The 18,739-nt window shown below is 70.7% G+C and carries 16 protein-coding genes and 1 pseudogene; 6 read left to right on the plus strand and 11 right to left on the minus strand.

What is annotated here, in order from left to right:
- The first annotated feature begins 7 nt into the window (after positions 1-7).
- Positions 8-2,851, plus strand: coding sequence for an ATP-binding protein (locus BKA15_RS07890; RefSeq protein ID WP_179749601.1), 2,844 nt, complete (start codon positions 8-10; stop codon positions 2,849-2,851).
- Between the two features lie 6 nt (positions 2,852-2,857).
- On the opposite strand, the gene BKA15_RS07895 is transcribed toward BKA15_RS07890, so the two are convergent.
- The 4 genes from BKA15_RS07895 to fdxA all read right to left on the minus strand — a co-directional run bounded on the left by BKA15_RS07895 (position 2,858) and on the right by fdxA (position 7,175).
- Complete coding sequence (locus tag BKA15_RS07895) at positions 2,858-3,265, minus strand: RidA family protein (RefSeq protein ID WP_179749603.1); 408 nt, start codon at positions 3,263-3,265, stop codon at positions 2,858-2,860.
- Between the two features lie 4 nt (positions 3,266-3,269).
- On the minus strand, positions 3,270-4,112 hold the full coding sequence (locus tag BKA15_RS07900) for an FAD-dependent thymidylate synthase (RefSeq protein ID WP_179749605.1): 843 nt from the start codon (positions 4,110-4,112) through the stop codon (positions 3,270-3,272).
- A 1,636-nt stretch (positions 4,113-5,748) separates the two neighbouring features.
- Complete coding sequence (gene dapC, locus BKA15_RS07905) at positions 5,749-6,852, minus strand: succinyldiaminopimelate transaminase (protein WP_312878864.1); 1,104 nt, start codon at positions 6,850-6,852, stop codon at positions 5,749-5,751.
- Positions 6,849-7,175, minus strand: coding sequence for a ferredoxin (gene fdxA, locus BKA15_RS34780; RefSeq protein ID WP_312878866.1), 327 nt, complete (start codon positions 7,173-7,175; stop codon positions 6,849-6,851). Before fdxA ends, dapC begins: the two co-directional genes overlap by 4 nt.
- A 109-nt stretch (positions 7,176-7,284) precedes the next feature.
- On the opposite strand from fdxA, the gene BKA15_RS36765 reads away from it, so the two are divergent.
- From BKA15_RS36765 to BKA15_RS07920, 3 genes and pseudogenes are all read left to right on the plus strand, one after another.
- Positions 7,285-8,238, plus strand: a complete 954-nt coding sequence (locus BKA15_RS36765) for a GNAT family N-acetyltransferase (protein WP_179749609.1) — start codon at positions 7,285-7,287, stop codon at positions 8,236-8,238.
- 109 nt (positions 8,239-8,347) lie between these two features.
- Positions 8,348-9,070, plus strand: a pseudogene (locus tag BKA15_RS37210) (ATP-binding protein); the annotation flags it as partial.
- A 22-nt stretch (positions 9,071-9,092) separates the two neighbouring features.
- Positions 9,093-9,542, plus strand: coding sequence for a DUF4143 domain-containing protein (locus BKA15_RS07920; protein WP_179749611.1), 450 nt, complete (start codon positions 9,093-9,095; stop codon positions 9,540-9,542).
- Between the two features lie 9 nt (positions 9,543-9,551).
- Here the strand turns inward: BKA15_RS07920 and BKA15_RS07925 are convergent, their stop codons facing one another.
- The 5 genes from BKA15_RS07925 to BKA15_RS07945 all read right to left on the minus strand — a co-directional run bounded on the left by BKA15_RS07925 (position 9,552) and on the right by BKA15_RS07945 (position 14,427).
- Positions 9,552-11,348: a VanW family protein gene (locus tag BKA15_RS07925; RefSeq protein WP_179749613.1), complete on the minus strand. Its 1,797-nt coding sequence runs from the start codon at positions 11,346-11,348 to the stop codon at positions 9,552-9,554.
- 150 nt (positions 11,349-11,498) lie between these two features.
- Complete coding sequence (gene mshB, locus BKA15_RS07930; RefSeq protein ID WP_312878867.1) at positions 11,499-12,401, minus strand: N-acetyl-1-D-myo-inositol-2-amino-2-deoxy-alpha-D-glucopyranoside deacetylase; 903 nt, start codon at positions 12,399-12,401, stop codon at positions 11,499-11,501.
- Between the two features lie 43 nt (positions 12,402-12,444).
- A complete protein-coding gene (locus BKA15_RS07935) occupies positions 12,445-13,281 on the minus strand; it encodes a hypothetical protein (RefSeq protein WP_179749617.1) in 837 nt (278 codons plus the stop codon).
- A gap of 15 nt (positions 13,282-13,296) precedes the next feature.
- A complete protein-coding gene (locus BKA15_RS07940; RefSeq protein WP_179749619.1) occupies positions 13,297-13,794 on the minus strand; it encodes a sigma-70 family RNA polymerase sigma factor in 498 nt (165 codons plus the stop codon).
- Between the two features lie 90 nt (positions 13,795-13,884).
- The gene (locus tag BKA15_RS07945) at positions 13,885-14,427 is read right to left on the minus strand and encodes a mycothiol transferase (protein ID WP_179749621.1); all 543 of its coding nucleotides are present in this window, start codon (positions 14,425-14,427) and stop codon (positions 13,885-13,887) included.
- A 53-nt stretch (positions 14,428-14,480) separates the two neighbouring features.
- Between BKA15_RS07945 and BKA15_RS07950 the strand changes: the two genes are divergently transcribed.
- Positions 14,481-15,032, plus strand: coding sequence for a hypothetical protein (locus BKA15_RS07950; RefSeq protein ID WP_179749623.1), 552 nt, complete (start codon positions 14,481-14,483; stop codon positions 15,030-15,032).
- 12 nt (positions 15,033-15,044) lie between these two features.
- The gene (locus BKA15_RS07955; RefSeq protein WP_179749624.1) at positions 15,045-15,755 is read left to right on the plus strand and encodes a hypothetical protein; all 711 of its coding nucleotides are present in this window, start codon (positions 15,045-15,047) and stop codon (positions 15,753-15,755) included.
- On the opposite strand, the gene BKA15_RS07960 is transcribed toward BKA15_RS07955, so the two are convergent.
- Together BKA15_RS07960 and BKA15_RS07965 are read right to left on the minus strand one after the other, a co-directional pair.
- Complete coding sequence (locus BKA15_RS07960; RefSeq protein WP_179749626.1) at positions 15,691-18,042, minus strand: transglycosylase domain-containing protein; 2,352 nt, start codon at positions 18,040-18,042, stop codon at positions 15,691-15,693. The two genes, BKA15_RS07955 and BKA15_RS07960, sit on opposite strands and share 65 nt — an antisense overlap.
- Positions 18,043-18,068: 26 nt before the next feature.
- Positions 18,069-18,698 carry a TetR/AcrR family transcriptional regulator gene (locus tag BKA15_RS07965; RefSeq protein ID WP_246322704.1) on the minus strand — a complete coding sequence of 210 codons (630 nt, stop codon included), beginning with the start codon at positions 18,696-18,698 and terminating at the stop codon, positions 18,069-18,071.
- Positions 18,699-18,739: the final 41 nt, after the last annotated feature.

The following is an 18,739-nucleotide window of genomic DNA, read 5'->3' on the forward strand; positions in this document are numbered from 1 at the left end:
TGCGCCCATGGGGCCCGATCCGGGGACGGCCGACCCGCTCTTCGGGCGGCAGCTGGAGCTGGCTCTGTTGCGCCGTCGGCTGGCCGAGGCCCGGGCCGGCACCGGGCAGCTGGTCCTGGTCACCGGGCCGGCCGGCATCGGCAAGACTCGGCTGGTCGAGGAGCTGGTGGCCGAGGCTCCCGGGCCGGTCGGCTGGGGTACGGCCCTCGCCGATGCCGGGATGCCCGCGCTGTGGCCCTGGGCCCGGGCGTTGCGCGGCTGGCCGGGCCCGGCCGACGCCGTGGCCGCGCTGGCAGCCGGCGCCGGCGAACGCGGCCAGGCGTCCGTCGAGGATGCCGCGGCCGCGACCTTCGCGGCCGACACCGCTGTGCTGGATGCCCTGGCCGACTGCGCCGCGGCCCGGCCCGGGTTGCTGATCGTGCTGGACGACCTGCACTGGGCCGACCAGCCGACGCTGCGGCTGCTGGACCGGCTCGCCGCCGAGATCCGCCGGCTGCCGCTGCTGCTGGTCGGCACCCACCGGGAGTCGATCGGCGACGGCTTCGCCGACTCGCCCGCGCAGCGGGCCAGCGAACTGATCGGGCTGGCGCCGTTGTCCCCCGCCGAGTCGGCCGCGATGCTGGCCGCCTCGGTCGCGCAGGCCGACGCCGCCGCGGTACGGCACGCGACCCGGCTGTCCGGCGGCAGCCCGCTGCTGTTGCGCACGCTGGCCCGGGTCGCCGGCAGCCAGTTGCGCGGCCGGCGGGCCTGGGACGACACGGTCGGCGAGCAGCCCGAGCTGAGGCACCTGGTCGCCGTCGCGCTCCGTACCGCCGGGCCGGACGCCGCGGCGCTGGTCGAGGGCCTCAGCGTGCTGGGCACGGAGGCCGAGCCCGGTCTGCTGGCCGACCTGGTCGGCGGCACCGGTCCGGTGCTGGACCGGCTGCGTCCCGCCGCGCCGGCGGGGCTGGTGCAGTTCCCGGCGAACGGGACCCGGGTCCGGTTCGCGCACGGGCTGCTCCGGGATGCCGTCTACGCCTCGATCCCGGCCGCGCGGCGGGCCGAACTGCACCGGGCGGCCGCGTTGCTGCTGGAACCGCAGGCCGTCGGCGGCGACGACCGGGCCGGCGCGGTCGCCCGGCACTGGCAGCGAGCGGGCGAACCGGCCCAGGCCGCGGTCTGGGCGATCCGGGCCGCCGACTCGGCCCGCGTGGCCGGCAGCTACTCGGAGGCGGCCCGGTATCTGCAGCTGGCCCTCGACGCCGGCTCCGACGCCGCCGTCGACCGGGCCGAACTCCTGCTGGACCTGGCCCGGGTGCAGTACCTGAGCGGCCGGCTGGAGGACAGCATCGCGACCTGTCTGAGGGCGGCCGACGAGGGTGACCGGACCGGTCGGGGCGAGGTGCTCTGCCGGGCCGCGCTGATCGTGCAGGGGCTGGCGCACCCGACGATCAACCGGCAGCTGCTCGGCCTGTGCCGGCGGGCGCTGGACCGGTTGGGCGCGGACGGGCCGCCGCGGCTGTGGGCCCGGGTGGAGGCGCAGCTGGCCTGCGTACTGCTGGAGCTCGACCTGATCGACGAAGCCCGCCCGGCGGCACGGATCGCGTACGACCACGCGGTGGCAGCCGGCGACGCCGACGCCGAACTGGACGCGCTCCGCGCCCGGGTCACGCTGGAGTGGCGGCCCGGCCGCGACGCCGAGGCGATCGCGATCGGCCGCCGAACCCTGGACCTGGCGGAGCGTACCGGCCGGCCGCTGGCCCAGCTGTGGGCCCGGGTCTGGTGCTCGGACGCAGCGATGCACCTGGCCGACCTGGCGGCGGCACAGCGCGAGCTCGGCGCCATCGAGCTGCTGGCCGACCGGACCGGGCTGCCGCTGGTCCGCTGGCACCTGCTGCGACGGCAGGCCACGCAGGCGGCGCTGGTCGGCGATTTCGTACGGAGTCGACGACGTGCCGCCGAGGCCGCGGAGATCGCGGCCGACTGGGGCGATCAGTCGGTGTCCTTCACCCATTTCGGGCAGTCGATCTTCATCGCGGTGGTCCGGGGCGACCCGGCCGACCTCAGTCCGGGCTGGACCGAGCTGCTGCGGGATCTGAGCCGGTTCCCGTTGGTGGGCCAGGCAGCGCTGGCCCAGGCGTTGCTGCTGGTCGGCCGGCGGGAGGAAGCGGCGGCGCTCTACCGGGCCGCACTGCCCGGCGTGGACGACCCGAACCGGGTGATGGCCACGGCGGTGTTGTCCTTCCTGCCCGAACTGGCCATCGCGCTCGGCGACTCCGACACCTGCCGGTCACTGCGGCAACTGATCGAGGAGACCTTCGGCAGCACGGTGATCATGGGCTCCGGCACCATCTACTACAGCGGCGCGATCGCCCGGATCCTCGGCGGGCTGTCGCTGGCTCTCGGCGAACCGACGCGGGCGATCGAGCAGTACGAAACCGGGCTGCGCATCGACGAACGGATCGGCGCCCGGCCCTTCCTGGCCCACGGGCACCTCGGCCTGGCGCGCGCCCTGACCGCGAGCGGCGCCTACCGCCGCGCCGCCGAGCACGCCCGGACTGCCGCCGAGTTGGCCCGCCGGCTGGACCTGCCCGGTCCACTGCGGACCGCGGAGGCGCTGCTCGCCGCCCTGCTGCCCGGCGAGCGGGCGGCCGACCCGCTGAGCAGCCGGGAGCGCGAGGTGCTCGTACTCGTGGCCCGGGCGCTGACCAATCGGGAGATCGCGGCCCGCCTCGTCCTGTCCGAGCGCACCGTGGAGAGCCACGTCCGGCGCATCCTGGCCAAGACCGGCCTCAGCACCAGGACCGAGCTGACCCGCTGGCACCTCGGTCTGTCCGAACCGGCCGGGTCGGGCCGGGATGATCATGCCTAGTGTCGGTCAGTCGACGACGGCAGCGACCGCCTCGAGTTCGACGAGCTGGTGGTCGTAGCCCAGCACCGTCACCCCGAGCAGCGTGCTCGGCACATCATGATCACCGAACGCGTCCCGGACCACCTGCCAGGCGGCGACGAGGTCGGCCTGATCGGACGACGCGACCAGGACCCGGGTGCTGATCACGTCCTCGATCGTCGCCCCGGCGGCGGCCAGCGCCGCGGACATGGTCGCGACGCACGCTGCTGCCTGGCCGGCGTAGTCGCCGACCGCGACCGTCGTCCCGTCCTCGGCGAGCGGGCAGGACCCGGCCAGGAAGATCAGCCGTGCCTCGGCGGGGGCGGTGGCGGCGTAGGCGTACTCGGCGATGTCGGAGAGGTTGGCGGCGCGGATCAGTTGTACGGAACTCGGCATCCGTTCAGTCTCCCAAAGCCGTATCGGACCACGACGCGAAGTCGTCCTCGCCGGGAATCGTCTTGCGCAGCTGCCGCCAGCCGAGGAAGTTGCCGATCCTGGCCCCACCCGGGTCGGGCGTGGCGACGTGCTCCAGCGGCGACAGGTGCCCGCTCTCGACAAGCCGCCGGTAGAGCTTGAGATCCGCGTCCAGGTCCCGCCGGCCGTCGTGGGTCAGATAGCTGACCCGGGCGCAGCGGGCGGCGGACACCTGCCGGGCCTGCTCGGTGTGCTCGAAGCTGCCGTCGTACTCCTCCGGCTGCAGCAGCGGCAGGTGCCAGTCGCCCTCGCCGACCACGGCCGGCGTTCCGGAACCGTACGCCTGCTGCATCAGGGCGGCGACCCGGCCGATCTCCGGCTGAGCCTCGGGATTGGCCCGGAGCGCGAAGAAGTTGCTCCAGTCCGTCGCTGTGACGATCACCGTGTGCCAGAGGAACGGCTCCAGCAGCCGGTTGGCCAGCTGCTTGTGGATCTTCAACGCCAGCAGGCGTTCGGCCTGCTCCACCGCCCGGTCTCGGGCCGCCAGCCAGGCCTCCCGCGCCGCGGCCGCAGTCGCCTCGCCGACCTCCCGCTCCGCCTGCATCCCAGCCTGATTGCGGCCCCAGACGTCGGGCACGAACGGGTTGTCCCGGACCCGGGTCAGCTGGGTCTTGACCGGGATCGCCCGGCTGGACGCGCTGTTCCGGGAGAACATCCGGTGCGTGTTGAACTCCGCCAGCACCAGCCGCGGAAACGTCACCTCCATCGTGACCAGCCGATGCCCCGCCGCCGACACCGAGTCCGCGATGATCTTCGCCCCATACCCCACCCGCCCCATCCTCGCCGACCGGGCAGAACCGCACCCGTATTGACGGCGTGTCGCTGCCGTTGTGCCCAGTGGGCGGAGAGGGTGGCGATGGCAGGTGTGCGGTGACGGAAGGCGTGGCGCGGGGCAGGTCAGACGAACCGGGGACAGCCTGGCGGGCCGACGTGAGAGCCGGGACGGCGGGAACGACGCGGGAGCCGGGACCGCGGAGCCGACGCGGGAACATTTACCGCGGGACCGACGCGGGAACCTGGACCGCGGGACCGACGGGGAACCGGAACCGCGGGACCGACACCGGAACCGAGACCGCGGGACCGACACCGGAACCGAGACCGCGGGACCGACACCGGAACCGAGACCGCGGGACCGACACGAGAACCGAGACCGCGGGGACCAATCCGGGAATCGAGACGGCGGGGTCGCCGCGGAGCGGGACAGGGATCGGGACATGGGAAGCCGTGATTCGGCGAAACCGGGAGCGATGACAACGGGCCAACGCGGGAGCCGGACCGCGGGGCCAACACGGGAGACCACGGGGGCCGAAGCGAGCGGGGACGGCGGGGCTGCCGCGGAGCGGGACACAGCCGGCACCGAGACCGACGCGGAACGGGACACGGAAGCTGTGATTCGGCGAACGAGAGCGGGATCGAGACTCGGCGACCGGGACGCGGACGCGGGATTCAGCGCACGGATCGGACGAGTGTGGTGCGGATCGGATTCATGATCACATCGAGCCACATCGAACGGACGCAAAGGGCAGCTTTTGGACGCGGATCGTTGCCCTTATCGTCCGCTCGATGGGGTGCGGCAGGCTGACCGGCCGCAGGCCCGCAGACAACTCGGCGCGGGGTGCCCGCGTCGCACATCCTGGTTTCGATCCGCTCGCTTGCCGGCGCCGCTCGATAGCGTGGACGTTGGCGCGCCGTCCGGTGAACCCTGTTCCACGTTGTCCGAAGCACATCGCAGGCCCGCCTCCGGCCTCGCGCACCCCAGCCGACGTGCGCTTCCGGCCCCGCGAACCTCAACCCCGCGCACCTCACAAACCCGTGCACCACCGGCCCCGCGATCTCCAGCCCCGTGCACCTCCGGCCACGCGCACACCTCGGCCCGCGCCTCGACCGCGGCACCTCCGGCCTCGTGCAACTCGGCCCCGTGCGCCTCCGACCATGCGCAGCTCGGCACCGCGTAGCCCGGCACCGCGCAACCCGGCACCGCGCAACCCGGCACCGCGCAACCCGGCCCAGCGCAACCCGGCCCAGCGCAACCCGGCGCTGTGCAGCCCGGGCCTGTGCAGCTTCCGCCCAGCGCAGCTCAGGCCTCGCGCACCCTCGGCCCACACGCTCCGGCCCGGCTCACACCTCGGCCCGTGCCCCACGCCTCCGTACGCCGTTGCAACTCGGCCCCGTACCCGACGGCCCGTGCAGCTCGACCCCCGTGCACCTCAATCCCGCGCACCTCCGGCCCCGCACAGCTCCGGCCCGCGCTCTGGTCCGGCGCCTCGGCGAGGGCCCGGTCTGGCACCCGCCTCCCCTTCGCTCCAGCCCCCGATGCCGATCCCGCATTCCCACCGCTCCGTCGACTGGGCACAAAAGCAGCGACACGCCGCCAAAACACCTGCTTTTGTGACTGGTCGGCGGAGTTAGAGGCGGGTGGCTGCGGAGGCGATGTGGGCGTCGGTGGCGGTGAGGGCGATCCGGACGTAGCGTTCGGCGGCCTCGCCGTAGAAGTCGCCGGGGGCGGCCAGGATGCCGTGCTCGGCCAGGAAGTCGATCGTGGCTCGGCCCGGCTCGTCGCGTGTGGCCCAGAGGTAGATCGAGCCCTCGGAGTGTTCGATCCGGAAGCCGGCGCGTTCCAGGGCCGGCCGCAGGGTGGCGCGCCGGGCCAGATAGCGGTCCCGCTGCTCCCGTACATGATCATCGTCGGCGAGCAACGTGATCATCGCCTGCTGGACAGGCCGCGGAACGATCATGCCGGCGTGCTTGCGTACGGCCAGCAGGCGGGTCACCAGGTCCTGGTCGCCGCCGATGAAACCGGCCCGGTAGCCGGCCAGGTTGGACCGCTTGGACAGCGAGTGCACGGCCAGAAGTTGATCATGGGAGCCGCCGCAGATGTCCGGGGCCAGCACCGACACCGGGTCGGCCTCCCAGCCGAACTCGCCGTAGCACTCGTCCGACGCCACGACGGCGCCGCGCTCGCGGGCCCAGGCGACCCGCCGGGCCAGTTCGTCGCCGGCCAGGATCTGACCGGTCGGGTTGGACGGCGAGTTCAGCCAGACCAGCCCGGGCCGGAGATCGCCGAGCGTTTCAAGATCATCACAGGGCACCGGGGTGCAGCCGGCGATCAGGGCGCCCACCGCATAGGTCGGGTACGCCATCGTCGGCACCACCACCGTGTCGCCGGCGCCGAGCCCGAGCAGCGTCGGCAGCCAGGCTACGAACTCCTTGGTCCCGATCACCGGCATCGTCGCCTCGGCGGCCAGGCCGACGGCCGCCCAGCGCCGAACCAGGTAGTCCGCGATCGCCGCCCGCAGCTCGGCGGTGCCGGAGGTCAACGGGTAACCGGGACTGTTCGCCGCCTCGGCCAGCGCCTGCTGCGCGATCGCCGGCACCGGGTCGACCGGCGTACCGACGGAGAGGTCGACCAGGCCTTCGGGGTGCGCGGCGGCCAGCTTCCGGGCACCGTCCAGGCTGTCCCAAGGGAAATCGGGCAGCGCGGCGACGCCCGACCGCGCGGTGTCCGTCACTCGTCGTGTTCTTGCGGCGGGAGGGCCGCGATGAGCGGGTGATCCTTGTCGATCGGGCCGGTCTTGGCCGCACCACCCGGAGAGCCCAGGTCGTCGAAGAAGTCGACGTTGGCCTGGTAGTAGTCCTTCCACTCCTCCGGGGTGTCGTCCTCGTAGAAGATCGCCTCGACCGGGCAGACGGGTTCGCAGGCGCCGCAGTCCACGCACTCGTCGGGGTGGATGTAGAGCATCCGCTTGCCCTCGTAGATGCAGTCGACCGGGCACTCCTCGACGCAGGCGAGGTCCTTCAGGTCGACACAGGGCTGCGCAATGACGTACGTCACGGACTTCTCCTCGATATCGCTGCTGGCGGCGCGGACGGCTGGCCGGTGCGTCGCCTGGTGTCAGCTAGTATCTCGCCTTCGCACCGTAGGAGCGAAGGACCCCCACCCTGTGGACGCTGTCGCACTGATCACACCCCCAGCCACGCCCGGTGACCGGCTGGTGATCCGGCATCGGCTGCCGGACGGCTCGGCCACCGATGTGCTCGGCGTGCTGGTCTCCGCCGACCCGGAGACGGTGGTGGTACGGACCCGCGACGACCGAGTCGTCGAGGTCCGGCGGGTCGCCGTGATCCTGGCCAAACGGGTGCCGCTGATCTCCCGCGGTCCCGACCCGCTGCGGATCCCGGCCGAGGATCTCGAGCAGGCCGCCGTGGCCGGCTGGGTCGCCCACGCCGAACCGCTGGGCGACTGGTGGCTGCGGTCCGGCGGCGGCTTCACCGGCCGGGCCAACTCCTGTCTTGCGGTCGGCGACCCCGGCCTCCCGTTCCCGGAGGCGGCCCAGCGAGTGATCGACTTCGCCGAGCGCGTCGGGATCCCGCCGATGGTCCAGGTGATCGCGGATTCCCAGCAGGAGAAGGGATTCCGGGAGCTCGGCTGGACCGATACCTATCTGGCGACCGACGTCCTGGTGCACCGGCTGTCCACGCTCGGTGAGCGGCCGGCGGACCCGCGGGTGATCATCGAGGAGTCCCTCACCGAGTCCTGGCTGGCCGCCTACCAGGAGTACCGCCCGAACGATGCCGACCCCGATTTGCTGCGCGCCCTGCTGCAGGGACGCCCGCCGCGCGGCCTGGCCGGGATCAGGGACGGTGACCGGTTGGTCTGTGTCGGCCGCGGCCAGGTCAGCCGGGACTGGCTCGGCATCTCCGGGCTCTGGACCCATCCCGACCGCCGTCGGCAGGGTCTGGCGACCGCCGTGCTGATCGGCCTGGTCCACTGGGCCGGCGCGAAGGGCGCCCGGAACGCGTACCTGCAGGTCGCCCAGGAGAACAGCTCAGCCCACGAGGCGTACCAGCGACTGGGCTTCCGGCTGCACCACAGCTACCGCTACCTGCGTCCCTGACACCCCAGCGAAACCACGATCGAGCCCAGCAAACCTACGACTTTCGGTCAGCAAATCTACGAGATTCGATCAGCAAAGCAACGAGCACCTGAGGGAGCTGTTGGGTGCGATGCCAGCGATCGTCATCAACGGAGCTCGACAGGTCGGCAAGAGCACGCTGACCAGCCAACTCGTGGGGGGCGGCGTGGTCTACACGCTCGACGACCAGGACACCCGGGATGCCATGTCCGCCGACCTAAGAACCTTCATCGTCGAGGGCAATCGACATCCGATCGCGATCGACGAGGTCCAACGGCTGCCGGACGTCCTCCTTGCGGTGAAGGCATCGATCGATCGCGACCGGAGACCGGGCAGGTTTGTCCTCACCGGATCATCCGACATCCTCAGACACCGAGCGACCCGTGAAAGCTTGGCGGGACGCTCGATCGGGATTCGGCTCTTCGGATTCTCGGGAGCCGAAGCCGCGGGCACACCGATCGACGCCATCGCTCAGTTGTTCGAAGCCTTCAGCGACACGTCCCCACCGCGCTGCGTGGGAGACGCTCGATCGAGTTACTTCCAGCGGATCGTGACCGGCAGCTACCCACAGACCCAATCCCAAACCGAGCGAGTACGCAATCTGTGGTTCGACAATTACCTGGATCAGCTTCTGACGCGCGATGCTTCGGAGCTCAGCCGGGTCGAGCCGGCACGGCTCCAATCAGTACTGCGGCTCTTGGCTGCGAATCAGGCCGGCGAATTGGTCAAGGCACGGCTGGCATCGGTCGCGTCACTGCCGGCAACGACGATCACTTCCTACCTCGACCTGCTGCAACAGCTCTATCTGGTCGACGTCATCCGGCCGTTTACGCAGAATGCCACAACGCGAGAGATCGGCCGGCCGAAGGTCATCGTTTTCCGACAGCGGCATAGCGGCAAGGCTCTCCGGTATCACCGTCGCGGCTTTGGAAAACGTGCCACCGGCGCCCCAACTCGGCGGACTCTTCGAAGGTCTGATCGCCAGCGAACTACTCGCCCAATCGGCCTGGAGCAGGGCAGATGTCAAACTGTGGCATTTCCGCGACCGCAACGGGCTCGAAGTCGATCTTGTGGTCGAGCGGGCCGACGGCGCCGTACTCGCGATCGAGGTGAAGAGTTCGAGCTCGTACCGGGGAGACCAGTTCACCAATCTGGCCAAGTTCGCCAGCCTGATGCCTGGGCGCTTCGTCGGCGGACTCGTGCTCGGCATGGCGCCGAGCGCCTACCGGTACACCGACAAGCTGTGGGGTCTGCCGGCGTCGGTCTTGTGGACCGGCTTCGGCTGACCCCTCCCGTCAGCGGCCGGGGGCGGTGCAGGTGACCTTGTTGGTCGGGTTGTAGCGCCAGAAGAAGTCTTCCTTCTTGGCGACCTTGCCGTCCTTGTAGAACAGCCGGGAGTAGTTCACGTCGAACCCCTGCACGGGCGACGAGGGCTGGCAGTTGGGCGAGTCGTTGTCCACCTCGCGGCCCCAGGTGAAGTTGGACTTCTTGGGCTTGGTGGAGGTGACCTTGTCCCAGGTCTTGGTCGACCACATCTTGACCGTGATCGAGCCCTTCTCGTCGTAGCTCTTCGACTTGTTCACGTACGCCTGCACCAGCACGCCGTACTCGGTGTTGTTGCGGAAGCGGAGGTCGATCGAACCCCAGGACACCGTGGCTTCCCGACCGGCCGGGTAGCGGTTGATGTAGAGGCCGTGCGGCTTGTGCTCGATGTCCTCGAGGCCGGCGAAGAACATGGCGTTGTACGTCGTCGTCGCGCTCTGCGACACACCGCCGCCGAGTTCCTCCTTGAAGACGCCGCCGGAGATCACGCTGCCTTCGGTGAACCCGTTCTCCCGGGTCCGCTCGCCGACGATCTCGTTCAGCGAGAACACCTCGCCGGGCTTCAGGATGGTGCCGTTGATCTTCTCCGCGGCGCGGCCGATGTTGACGTTGCGATAGTTCGCGTGCGGGTAGTAGGTGGTGAACTCACCGGTCACCTCCTTGATCCCGAGCTTCTCCGCATCCTTGGTGTCGAAGTCGGCCTTGGCTCCGGTCAGTTCGATGTCCGCGGTCCGATCGTCGCCGGACTCCGTGATCACCGACTCGACGGCCTTCTTGAGCTCCTCGTCGCCGACCTCGGTGCCGTTCACGGCCGGGATCACCTTTGGCTTGCCGTCGACGATCTTGACCGTGGCGTCCTTCGGCTCCTTCGCCTCGACCTTCTTGATCTCCTTGGCCGCTTCCTCGGCGAGCTTCTTGGCGTCCAGCACCGGGGTCAGCTCGCCGCCCTCGGTGGAGAACGTGATCGACTCGGCGAGCATCTCCGGCGTGATCGTGAACTCCCCCGCCGCGCCGGCCTTCAGCGTGATCGGGCCGGAGACGGCCGGCTCGGCGTACTCCTCGGCGACCTGCTCGGCCTCCTCGGTGGTGATCGCCGGCGGGGTCTCGCTGACCTGCAGCGCGACCGGTCCGGTGAGGTTGCCCTTCGCCTCCGTGTACGCCTGGCTCAGCGCCCCGGCGGAACCGTCGAGGACCGCGATCCCGGACGCGCCGGGTTCGAGGTCGACCTTCGCGTCTTCGTACGCCAGCTCGGCGTCCTTCGGGTCCCGGTTGTGCTCCTCGGCCAGCCCGGCGACCGTCGCCTTCAGCTTGTCCTGGTCGACCAGGATCACCGGGTCGATCGCGGCGCCGCCGGTCAGCACCAGCCAGATCCGGCGCGGGTCGAAGCTGCGCCCGACGCCCGCATTGGTGACGCTCTGTTCGTAGTCGACGGTCAGGCCCGCCGCGGCCGGGTCGATCTCGTCCTGCACCGGCTCACCGGAGGAGCCGAGGGTCACCGTGATCGGGCGCTCGGCCAGCGGCGCGAACTCGGTCCGCAGCTTCTCGGTCGCCTCGGCGTGGGTCATTCCACCGATGGCGACGCCGCCGATCGACGCGTTGCGCGGCAGCTTGTCGCCGGCCATGAAATAGCCGATCGCGTACAGGATGCCGGCGGCCACCACGATCGCCCCGATCAGACCGCCGATCACGGCGGCCGGTCGGATCCGCTTCTTCGGCTTCTTGGTGGCGACGAGCGTGTCGTCAGGGCCGGTCGGAATGGTGCTGGTCAAGAGCGAAACCTCGCCTCGGGAGGTCGGGACTGGCCACAGAGCTGGCCCCCGAGAAGTCAGTACGGGCGGTCAGCATAGTACGGGACGGATCCTTTGCCTCCTGGCGATTTCCGGCCTTCGGCGCGAATCGAGACCAGCCCGCAACCGAAGCTAGACGTCGAGCCCCGCGAAGATGTCGTCGGCCCAGCCGGTGCCCGGGAACGGTTTCCCCGCGGCGAGCCGGAAGTGCTCCCGGGACCAGACCTCGCTGCCGAACGTACCGCCGAGCGTGAAGAACGGGTCGTCAAGATTGATCTGGGTCGCGTGCGCCTTCATGGCGGCATGCTTGCGGTCGACGTAGTCCTGGCCGTCGATCTCGACCGCGATCGCCTCGTCCGAGCTGACCATCTTGGGCGTCTCCGCGGTCTCGAACTCCTTCCAGGTCTCGGTGTCGCCGGCAGCCCGGAGCGCGGCGATCCGCTCCCGCATCCGGCGCGCGCTCATCGCCGACCAGAGCACCCGCTCCACCTGCCACGGCTCGCCGAGGTCCGGCCGGTAGCTGGGCACGCCCGCGAGCTGGTACGCATACATGGCGACCCGGTGGGCCTGGACGTGGTCCGGATGCCCGTACCCGCCGAACTCGTCGTAGCAGATCAGCACCTGGGGCTTCCGGTCCCGGATGATCGGCACCAGCAGGTCCGCGGCCTCGAGCAGGTCGGCGGACCAGAAGATGCCGTCGCGCAGCTCGGTCCGCGCCGTGGCATGGCCGTTCTCGTCCCACAACATCCCCGAATCCCGGTAGTGCCCGTCGCCGCCGAGCCGCACGTAGTCGGTCACCCCGAGCGCCTCCATCGCGGCATCCAGCTCGCCGATCCGGTGTTCGCCGAGCCGGTCCTCGTGGCCGGCCGCGAGGTGGCCGAGCGAGTCGACCAGGACCTCGCCCTCCTCGCCGAGGGTGCAGGTCACCAGGGTGACCTTGGCCCCCTCGTCGGCGTACTTCGCCATCGTGACGCCGGTGCCCAGCGTCTCGTCGTCGGGGTGGGCGTGCACCAGGAGCAGTCGTCGATCAGTCACATTCACTAGTTTTGCAGAAGCGGCTGACAGTCATGCGGGCCGGCTACCGGGCGGTCCCCTTCTCGAGTTGGGCCTTCCTCTGCTCCGCCTTCTTCTGCTCCGCCTTCTTCTGCTCGGCCTTCTTCTGCAGCTCGGCCTTCTCGGTGCCAGGTTCGCCGTGCGGCGACTCCTTCGGCAGCCGGTCCAGCCACGGCGTCCAGTCGTCGGAGGTGACCAGGGCGATCGCCTGCTTGTCGGTCAGCGGCAGCTTCTCCCGGGTCACCGGGCCGTTGCCGTCGAAGGCGTTCCGCTGACCGAACCAGACCGCACGGCCGTCGTCGCGGACGAAGGTGTACCAGGTCCCGTCGCCGACCTTCTCGGGGTCCCGGCTGATCTGGAGCCGGCCACCCTCGACCTCAGTGACCGTGCAGCCCTGCGCTTCCGTGCACGGCACGTGGCCGAACCAGTCTGTCCGCAGTACGCCGCCGCCGGACCAGCTGTAGCCGTCCTCGTCGCCCAGCTCGTACGAGATCATGCCGTCCTCGCCGACGGCCTTCCGCAGGGTGAGCCCCTCGGGCAGATTGGCCTTGATCAACTTCTGCAACTCGGCCGTCGTCGGCAGCCGGCCTTCCTTGGTCTGCTCGACGCTGCGGGACGGGCTCGGGGTGCCGGCCGGGGCGACCGTGACGCCGCCGCCGGAACCGCTGCCAGGTAAGGCGAAGGCGACGACCGCGCCGGCCGCGGCGAGGGTCGCACCGACCGCACCGAGGGCGGTGAGCCGACGTTCGCGGAGCCGGCGCCGGCCGCGCCGGACGCCCTCCTCGACGAGCTGGTCCACCGGTGCTGGCCGGTCGGTCCGGTCGGCGGCTCGCAGCAGGGTCTGCAGGTCGCGGGTTTCCATGATCATTCTCCTCGGTCAGGTGAGCAGCGAGCTCGTCAGGGGGCTGGGGGCGGCGGTCTGGATCCGGCGCAGGGCTCGATGGCTGGTGGTGCGGACCCAGGACCGGGTCCGGCCGAGCATCCGGGCCACCTCCTCCACGCTGAGGTCGTCCAGATAGCGCGAGACGACGACGAACCGCTCCTGCGGACTCAGCACGGCCAGGATCTTGGCCAGGTCGAGCCGCAGGTCGAGATCGCGGCCCGGCTCCGGCCGCTCCGGTACGACATCGACCAGCGCCACCTCGGCCGGCCGGCGCCGCCGGTCCGAGACGAAGACGTGGAACAGCGTCCGCATCGCGTACCCGGTGGCGTTGCGGTCCAGGTCCACCCGGGCCCAGCTCACGTACAGCTTGGCCAGGGTCTCCTGCACCAGGTCCTCGGCGCGATGCCAGTCACCGGTCAGCAGCAGGGCCCGCCGGAACAGCGGCGCGGAGTTGTCCGTCGCCCAGTCGCTGAAGTCGCGTCTGCGTGCCATCGTTCTCCTCGCACCCGTTCCGCCCCGGCGGCCGGTCCGGCCACCGTCACCCTCTCTACGCGTACGGGTCTGGCGGCGTTACAACGTCGCTCAAGAATCGGGCCAGCCGTGACCGCGCCGGCCGTCGACCGCCTCCCGGAGCAGGTCGACGTGGCCGAGATGGATCAGGTTCTCCTCGAGCAGGTCGACCAGGATCCGGCGGCGGTTCCGCGACCAGGCCGGGTCCGGGTCGGCGACGATCACGTCCAGACCGCCGTCCGCGGCCGGCTCCACCCAGGCCGTACGGGACCTGGCCACCGCGCCGTACCAGAGCGCATAGAGCTGGTCCGGCTCGTCGGTGACCGCCGACTGCCAGCCCCAGTCGTCGTTGGTCACCCAGTCCCGCTCGTCCCACGGCGGCGGCAGCGGGCAGCCCTGGGCGGTCGCGGTGAAGCCGTCCTCGACGAACGCCAGGTGCTTGATCAAGCCGGCCAGGGTCATCGTCGACGGCGGGTGCCGGCGCCGGAGTTGTTCGGCGTCGAGGCCGCCGGTCTTCCAGGCGAACTCCTTGCGGGCCCGGTCCAGCGCGAACCCCAGCAGCTCCGCATCGGTCCCCCGCAGACATTCGGTGACCGGCAGCTCCTCGTACCCCATGGTGGTCAGCCTGGCACGCCCCGCCGACACGCGCGGCCACTAAGGTGAGCCCGGTGTTCGGATCGACCGGCTACGGCGAGCAGTTCCAGGACCTGGCCCAGGGGCAGCCGGTGATCGTCCCGGTCCAGAAGCGGAAGCTCCAGCTGTACACCCTGATCGCCCTCGGCCTCTTGGTCGTCGCCGGCTGGCTCGGGTCGCAGGGCGTGGCGACCTGGATCGAGTCCGGCCGACCTCAACACTCCGTGTTCATCGGCGCGGTCGCTGTGATCGGCGGCGTGGAGATGCTGATCCGGACGCTTCGGCTGCTGGTCCGGCCACGACGATTGGTCCTCTCCCGGGAGCGGTTCGCGGAACAGGAACTCCGCCACGGCAGCTGGAGCGAGGTCTTCGACGTGGCCTGGGAGGACGTCCAGTCCGTCACCGTGGAGGTCCGCGAGTTCCGCCTGATCCGCCTCCCGGGCACCGTCTGCTGCACCCTGACCGAGGCCGCCGCGCGGGCGATCCCGGACCCGCCGGGCCAGCCGATCCGGCTCTCCTTCGGCTACGGCACGCCGCGGCGCCTCGCCGACCTGCTCGATTCGGCCCGGTTCGGCCTGGTCGGCTGAGGAGCGGTGGCCATGGACAAGCCGTTGATCGTGCGGGGGTTCTGGGGTCCGCGGCCGGAGTCGGCGGAGCGGATCACCGACCGGCTTCTCGCGTTCCTCGCGTTACTGGACGAGGTCGGTGACGAACGTCTCGGGTGGACCTCGCACCGGCTCCCGGGCGCCTCGCTCGCCGAGCCGGAGAACGCCCGTCGGGTGATCGACGACGCCTTCCGCCGGAACACGGACGCTCCGCATCTCGGGATCACTCAGACGTTCGAGGCGTGCGGTCACGGCATCGAGCAGCTGTCGATCACGATGAGCGTCGGGGGATACTCCGACTCCCCGAAGGTCCGGAACGGCATCGTGGTGACGTGGCAGCGCGACGATGCAGCGGCGCCGGCCGGCTCGATCCTGTGCCACCTCGTCTCCGTCTGGGAACCGGATTGGGCCGCGGTGACGTCACGTTCGCTGCTGCGGGAGCTGGCCGACGTGCAGCCGGTGGGGACGCCGACGCCCAAGCTCGGCTACCTGAGCTATCTCTCCGCGGCGAGGGCCGTGGCACTGCCGGACGAGTTCGGGCCGCACCTGGCTCGGCTCGAGGACGGCGGGGTCATGATCAACTCGGGCGAGGGCGCCGGCTTCCTCCCGGTGGAGACGATCCGCGAACTCGCGGGAATGCTCAACGATCACCCTGCGGCTCGGCCGGTTCCGGACCGTCCGAGACGTACAGATCGATCGTGCTGAAGGCCCGCGCCTGACCGCCGGTCTTGCTGAAGCCGATCACCTCACCCGCCGGTACGGTCTCGCTGTGCCGACGGACCTGGCGAACGGTGAAGCCCGCCTCCTCGAGCCGCTCGACGGCCGCCGCGATGCTCAGCCCGGAGATGTCGGGCAGTTCGACCAGCGCCCCGGCCTCGAGGTCCCGCGGCGGCGCGACGAAGTCGGTCTCCGGCTTGCCGTCCAGGTAACGCTCCATGGTGGGCTTCCAGATCAGGCTGCCCGCGTCGCCGCCGCCGCTGCCCTCCAGGACGACGCCGGTGTCGGTCTCGTAGCCGAGCACGCCCTTGCTCCGGTACGGCTTCGAACCCTTCCGGAACGGGACCTTCCGGTTGTCGATCGCGATCATGGCCACACCGGCCGCCTCCGGCGTGTAACCCGCGAAGGAGACCGTGTAGTTGTCGTCGGTGGTGCCGGTCTTGCCGGCCTGCGGGCGGCCGCCGTCCAACCGCGCCGGCCGGCCGGTGCCGTCGCTCATCACGCCGGACAGCAGTTCGTTCATCGCGTCGGCGACCTCGGCCGGGATCACCCGGCGGCAGTTGCCGTCCGGCACCGCGAGGTCCTTGCCGCCGGCCGTGGTCACCTCGCGCAGCACGATCGGATCGCAGTGCACGCCCCGGGCCGCGAACGTCGCGTACGCCTCGGCGAGCTTCATCGGGGCCACCTCGGCGGTGCCGAGGGTGAACGACGGCATCGTGTCGTACGCGCTGATCGGCAGGTCCTTGGTACTGCTCTCCATGCCGAGCTTCTCGGTCAGCTCGACGATGTCGCACATGCCGACGTCCAGCGCCAGCTGCACGAAGTACGTGTTCGTGGACTGCTCGGCGGCCCGGCGCATGTCCATCACGCCCGCGGCCGCGGTCGAGTTCTTCACCGGGAACCTGCCGGTCGTGACCGGCCCGGAGCAGGAGTCGAAGCGGCTGCCGGTGAAGTCCATCCGGGACTTCGCGTCGTAGGTCTTGCTCAGCGGGATGCCCCGCTGCAGCGCCGCGGCCGCAGTGAACGCCTTGAACGTCGAGCCCGCCTGGAAGCCCTCGGCGCCGCCCATCGCCGGGGTCGCCGAGTAGTTGTAGTAGGTCTCGCCCTGCTTCGGGTCGTCGCCCATCACCGGCCGGCTCTGCGCCATCGCCAAGATCAAACCGGTGCCCGGCTGGATCATGTTCATCGTCGCGATCACCGAGTCCTTCGGCCCGACCACCTTCTCCAGCTGCCGCTGGGCCAGATCCTGGGTGTCCGGGTCGATCGCGGTCTTGATCGTCAGGCCGCCGCGGTTCAGGGTCTGCTCGCGTTCCTCGGGCGTCGCGCCCAGGCTGGGCAGTTGCAGCAGCGTCCGCCGTACGTAGTCGCAGACGAACGGGTAGTCGGAGTCGACGCAGCCGTTGCGGACCGGGCGCACGTCGCGCCGGTCGTAGCCGTGCCGCTTCGCCTTCTCGGCGGCGGCCGGCGTGATCATGGCCAGCTCGGCCATCCGGTTGATCACCACGTCCCGCCGCTGCAGCGCGGCGTCGGTGCTCTTGACCGGGTTGAGCTGGTTCGGGTCGCGGACCAGACCGGCCAGCATCGCCGCCTGCGGCAGGGTCAGCTTCGCTGCCGTGGTGGAGAAGTAGTAGCTGGCCGCGGCCTCGACGCCGTACGCGCCGTTGCCGAAGTAGGCGATGTTGAGATAGCGCTCCAGGATCTCGTCCTTGCTGAACTTCTGCTCCAGCGCGAGCGCGTACCGCAGTTCCTTGATCTTGCGCTGATAGCCCTCCGGGCCGTCCGACCTGATCACCTCGGCGATGCACTGTTGATCAAGGTCGCAGGCCTCCAGCAGCACCATCTTCACGTACTGCTGGCTGATCGAGGAGCCGCCCTGGGTGTCCCCGCCGGACGAGTTGCGCAGCAGCGCCCGCAGCGTGCCGGTCAGGTCCAGGGCGCCGTGCTCGTAGAACCGGTGGTCCTCGATCGCCAGCAGCGCGGTGATCATCTCCGGCGCGATGTCGTCCAGCTCGGTGTAGATCCGGTTCTGGTCGTAGAAGTACGTCAGTACGTCGCCGTTGCCGAGCAGCACGGTGGACCGCTCCGCCTGCGGCGGCGTCTCCAGTTCGGCCGGCAGGTCGTCCAACTGCCCGGCCGCGGCCTGCCCGGTCGCGCCGGACAACCCGGCCAGCGGCACGAACAGCCCGGCCACCAGCACGCCCGCGACCACGCTCACCACCGCGAACATCAGGAAGGACGAAACGATCTTGACGATGCGCATGGGGCTTACCGGCATGGGCCAGAGTGTAAAGGGGCTTTCTGTCAGGCCAAGTCGGCCAGACCGCGGAGGCCTCGCCGGACCGACCGCGCGGCCCGGTCCGGGGAGTCGCCATGGCCGGTGCACAAGCCGATCATGCCCTCGGTCACCGTACGCCGGACCTGTCGGGGCTTGAGCAGGCCGACCAGGGCCAGACTGACCGCGCCGTGCCAGAGGATCCAGAACTGGTACGCGACGCCGGTCACCGCCGGCTCGTCAAGATCATCGAGCCGCACCCCGACGCAGCGGCCGACCGCCCCGACCAGCCGGTCCAGGGCCTCGTCGGCCAGCACGTCGGTGATCTCGCTCAGCCGCGGATCGGCGAACATCGCCCGGTAGAGCTCCGGGTCGGTCAGCCCGGCGCGCACGTACACGGCACCGAAGGCGGCGACGTCCGCCACCGGGTCGGCGGACACGCCGACCTCGTCGAACCCGGCGACCAGCCGCCGGCAACCCTCGGCCAGCACCTCCTGCCAGACCCCGTCCATCCCGCCGAAGTGGGTGTAGACCGCCATCGTGGACACCCCGGCCTCGGCGGCCAGCCGGCGCGCCGTCACGGCCGCTTGGCCCTCGGTGGTGAGCACCGTCAGCGCCGCCGCCAGCATCCGGTCGCGGATCGGCGGCGCTTCCCTCATCACCGCCCGATCATCCCATCTCCGTGCGGGAACGCGTCGGC

This window comes from Microlunatus parietis (assembly GCF_013407955.1).
Lineage (GTDB): Bacteria > Actinomycetota > Actinomycetes > Propionibacteriales > Propionibacteriaceae > Microlunatus > Microlunatus parietis.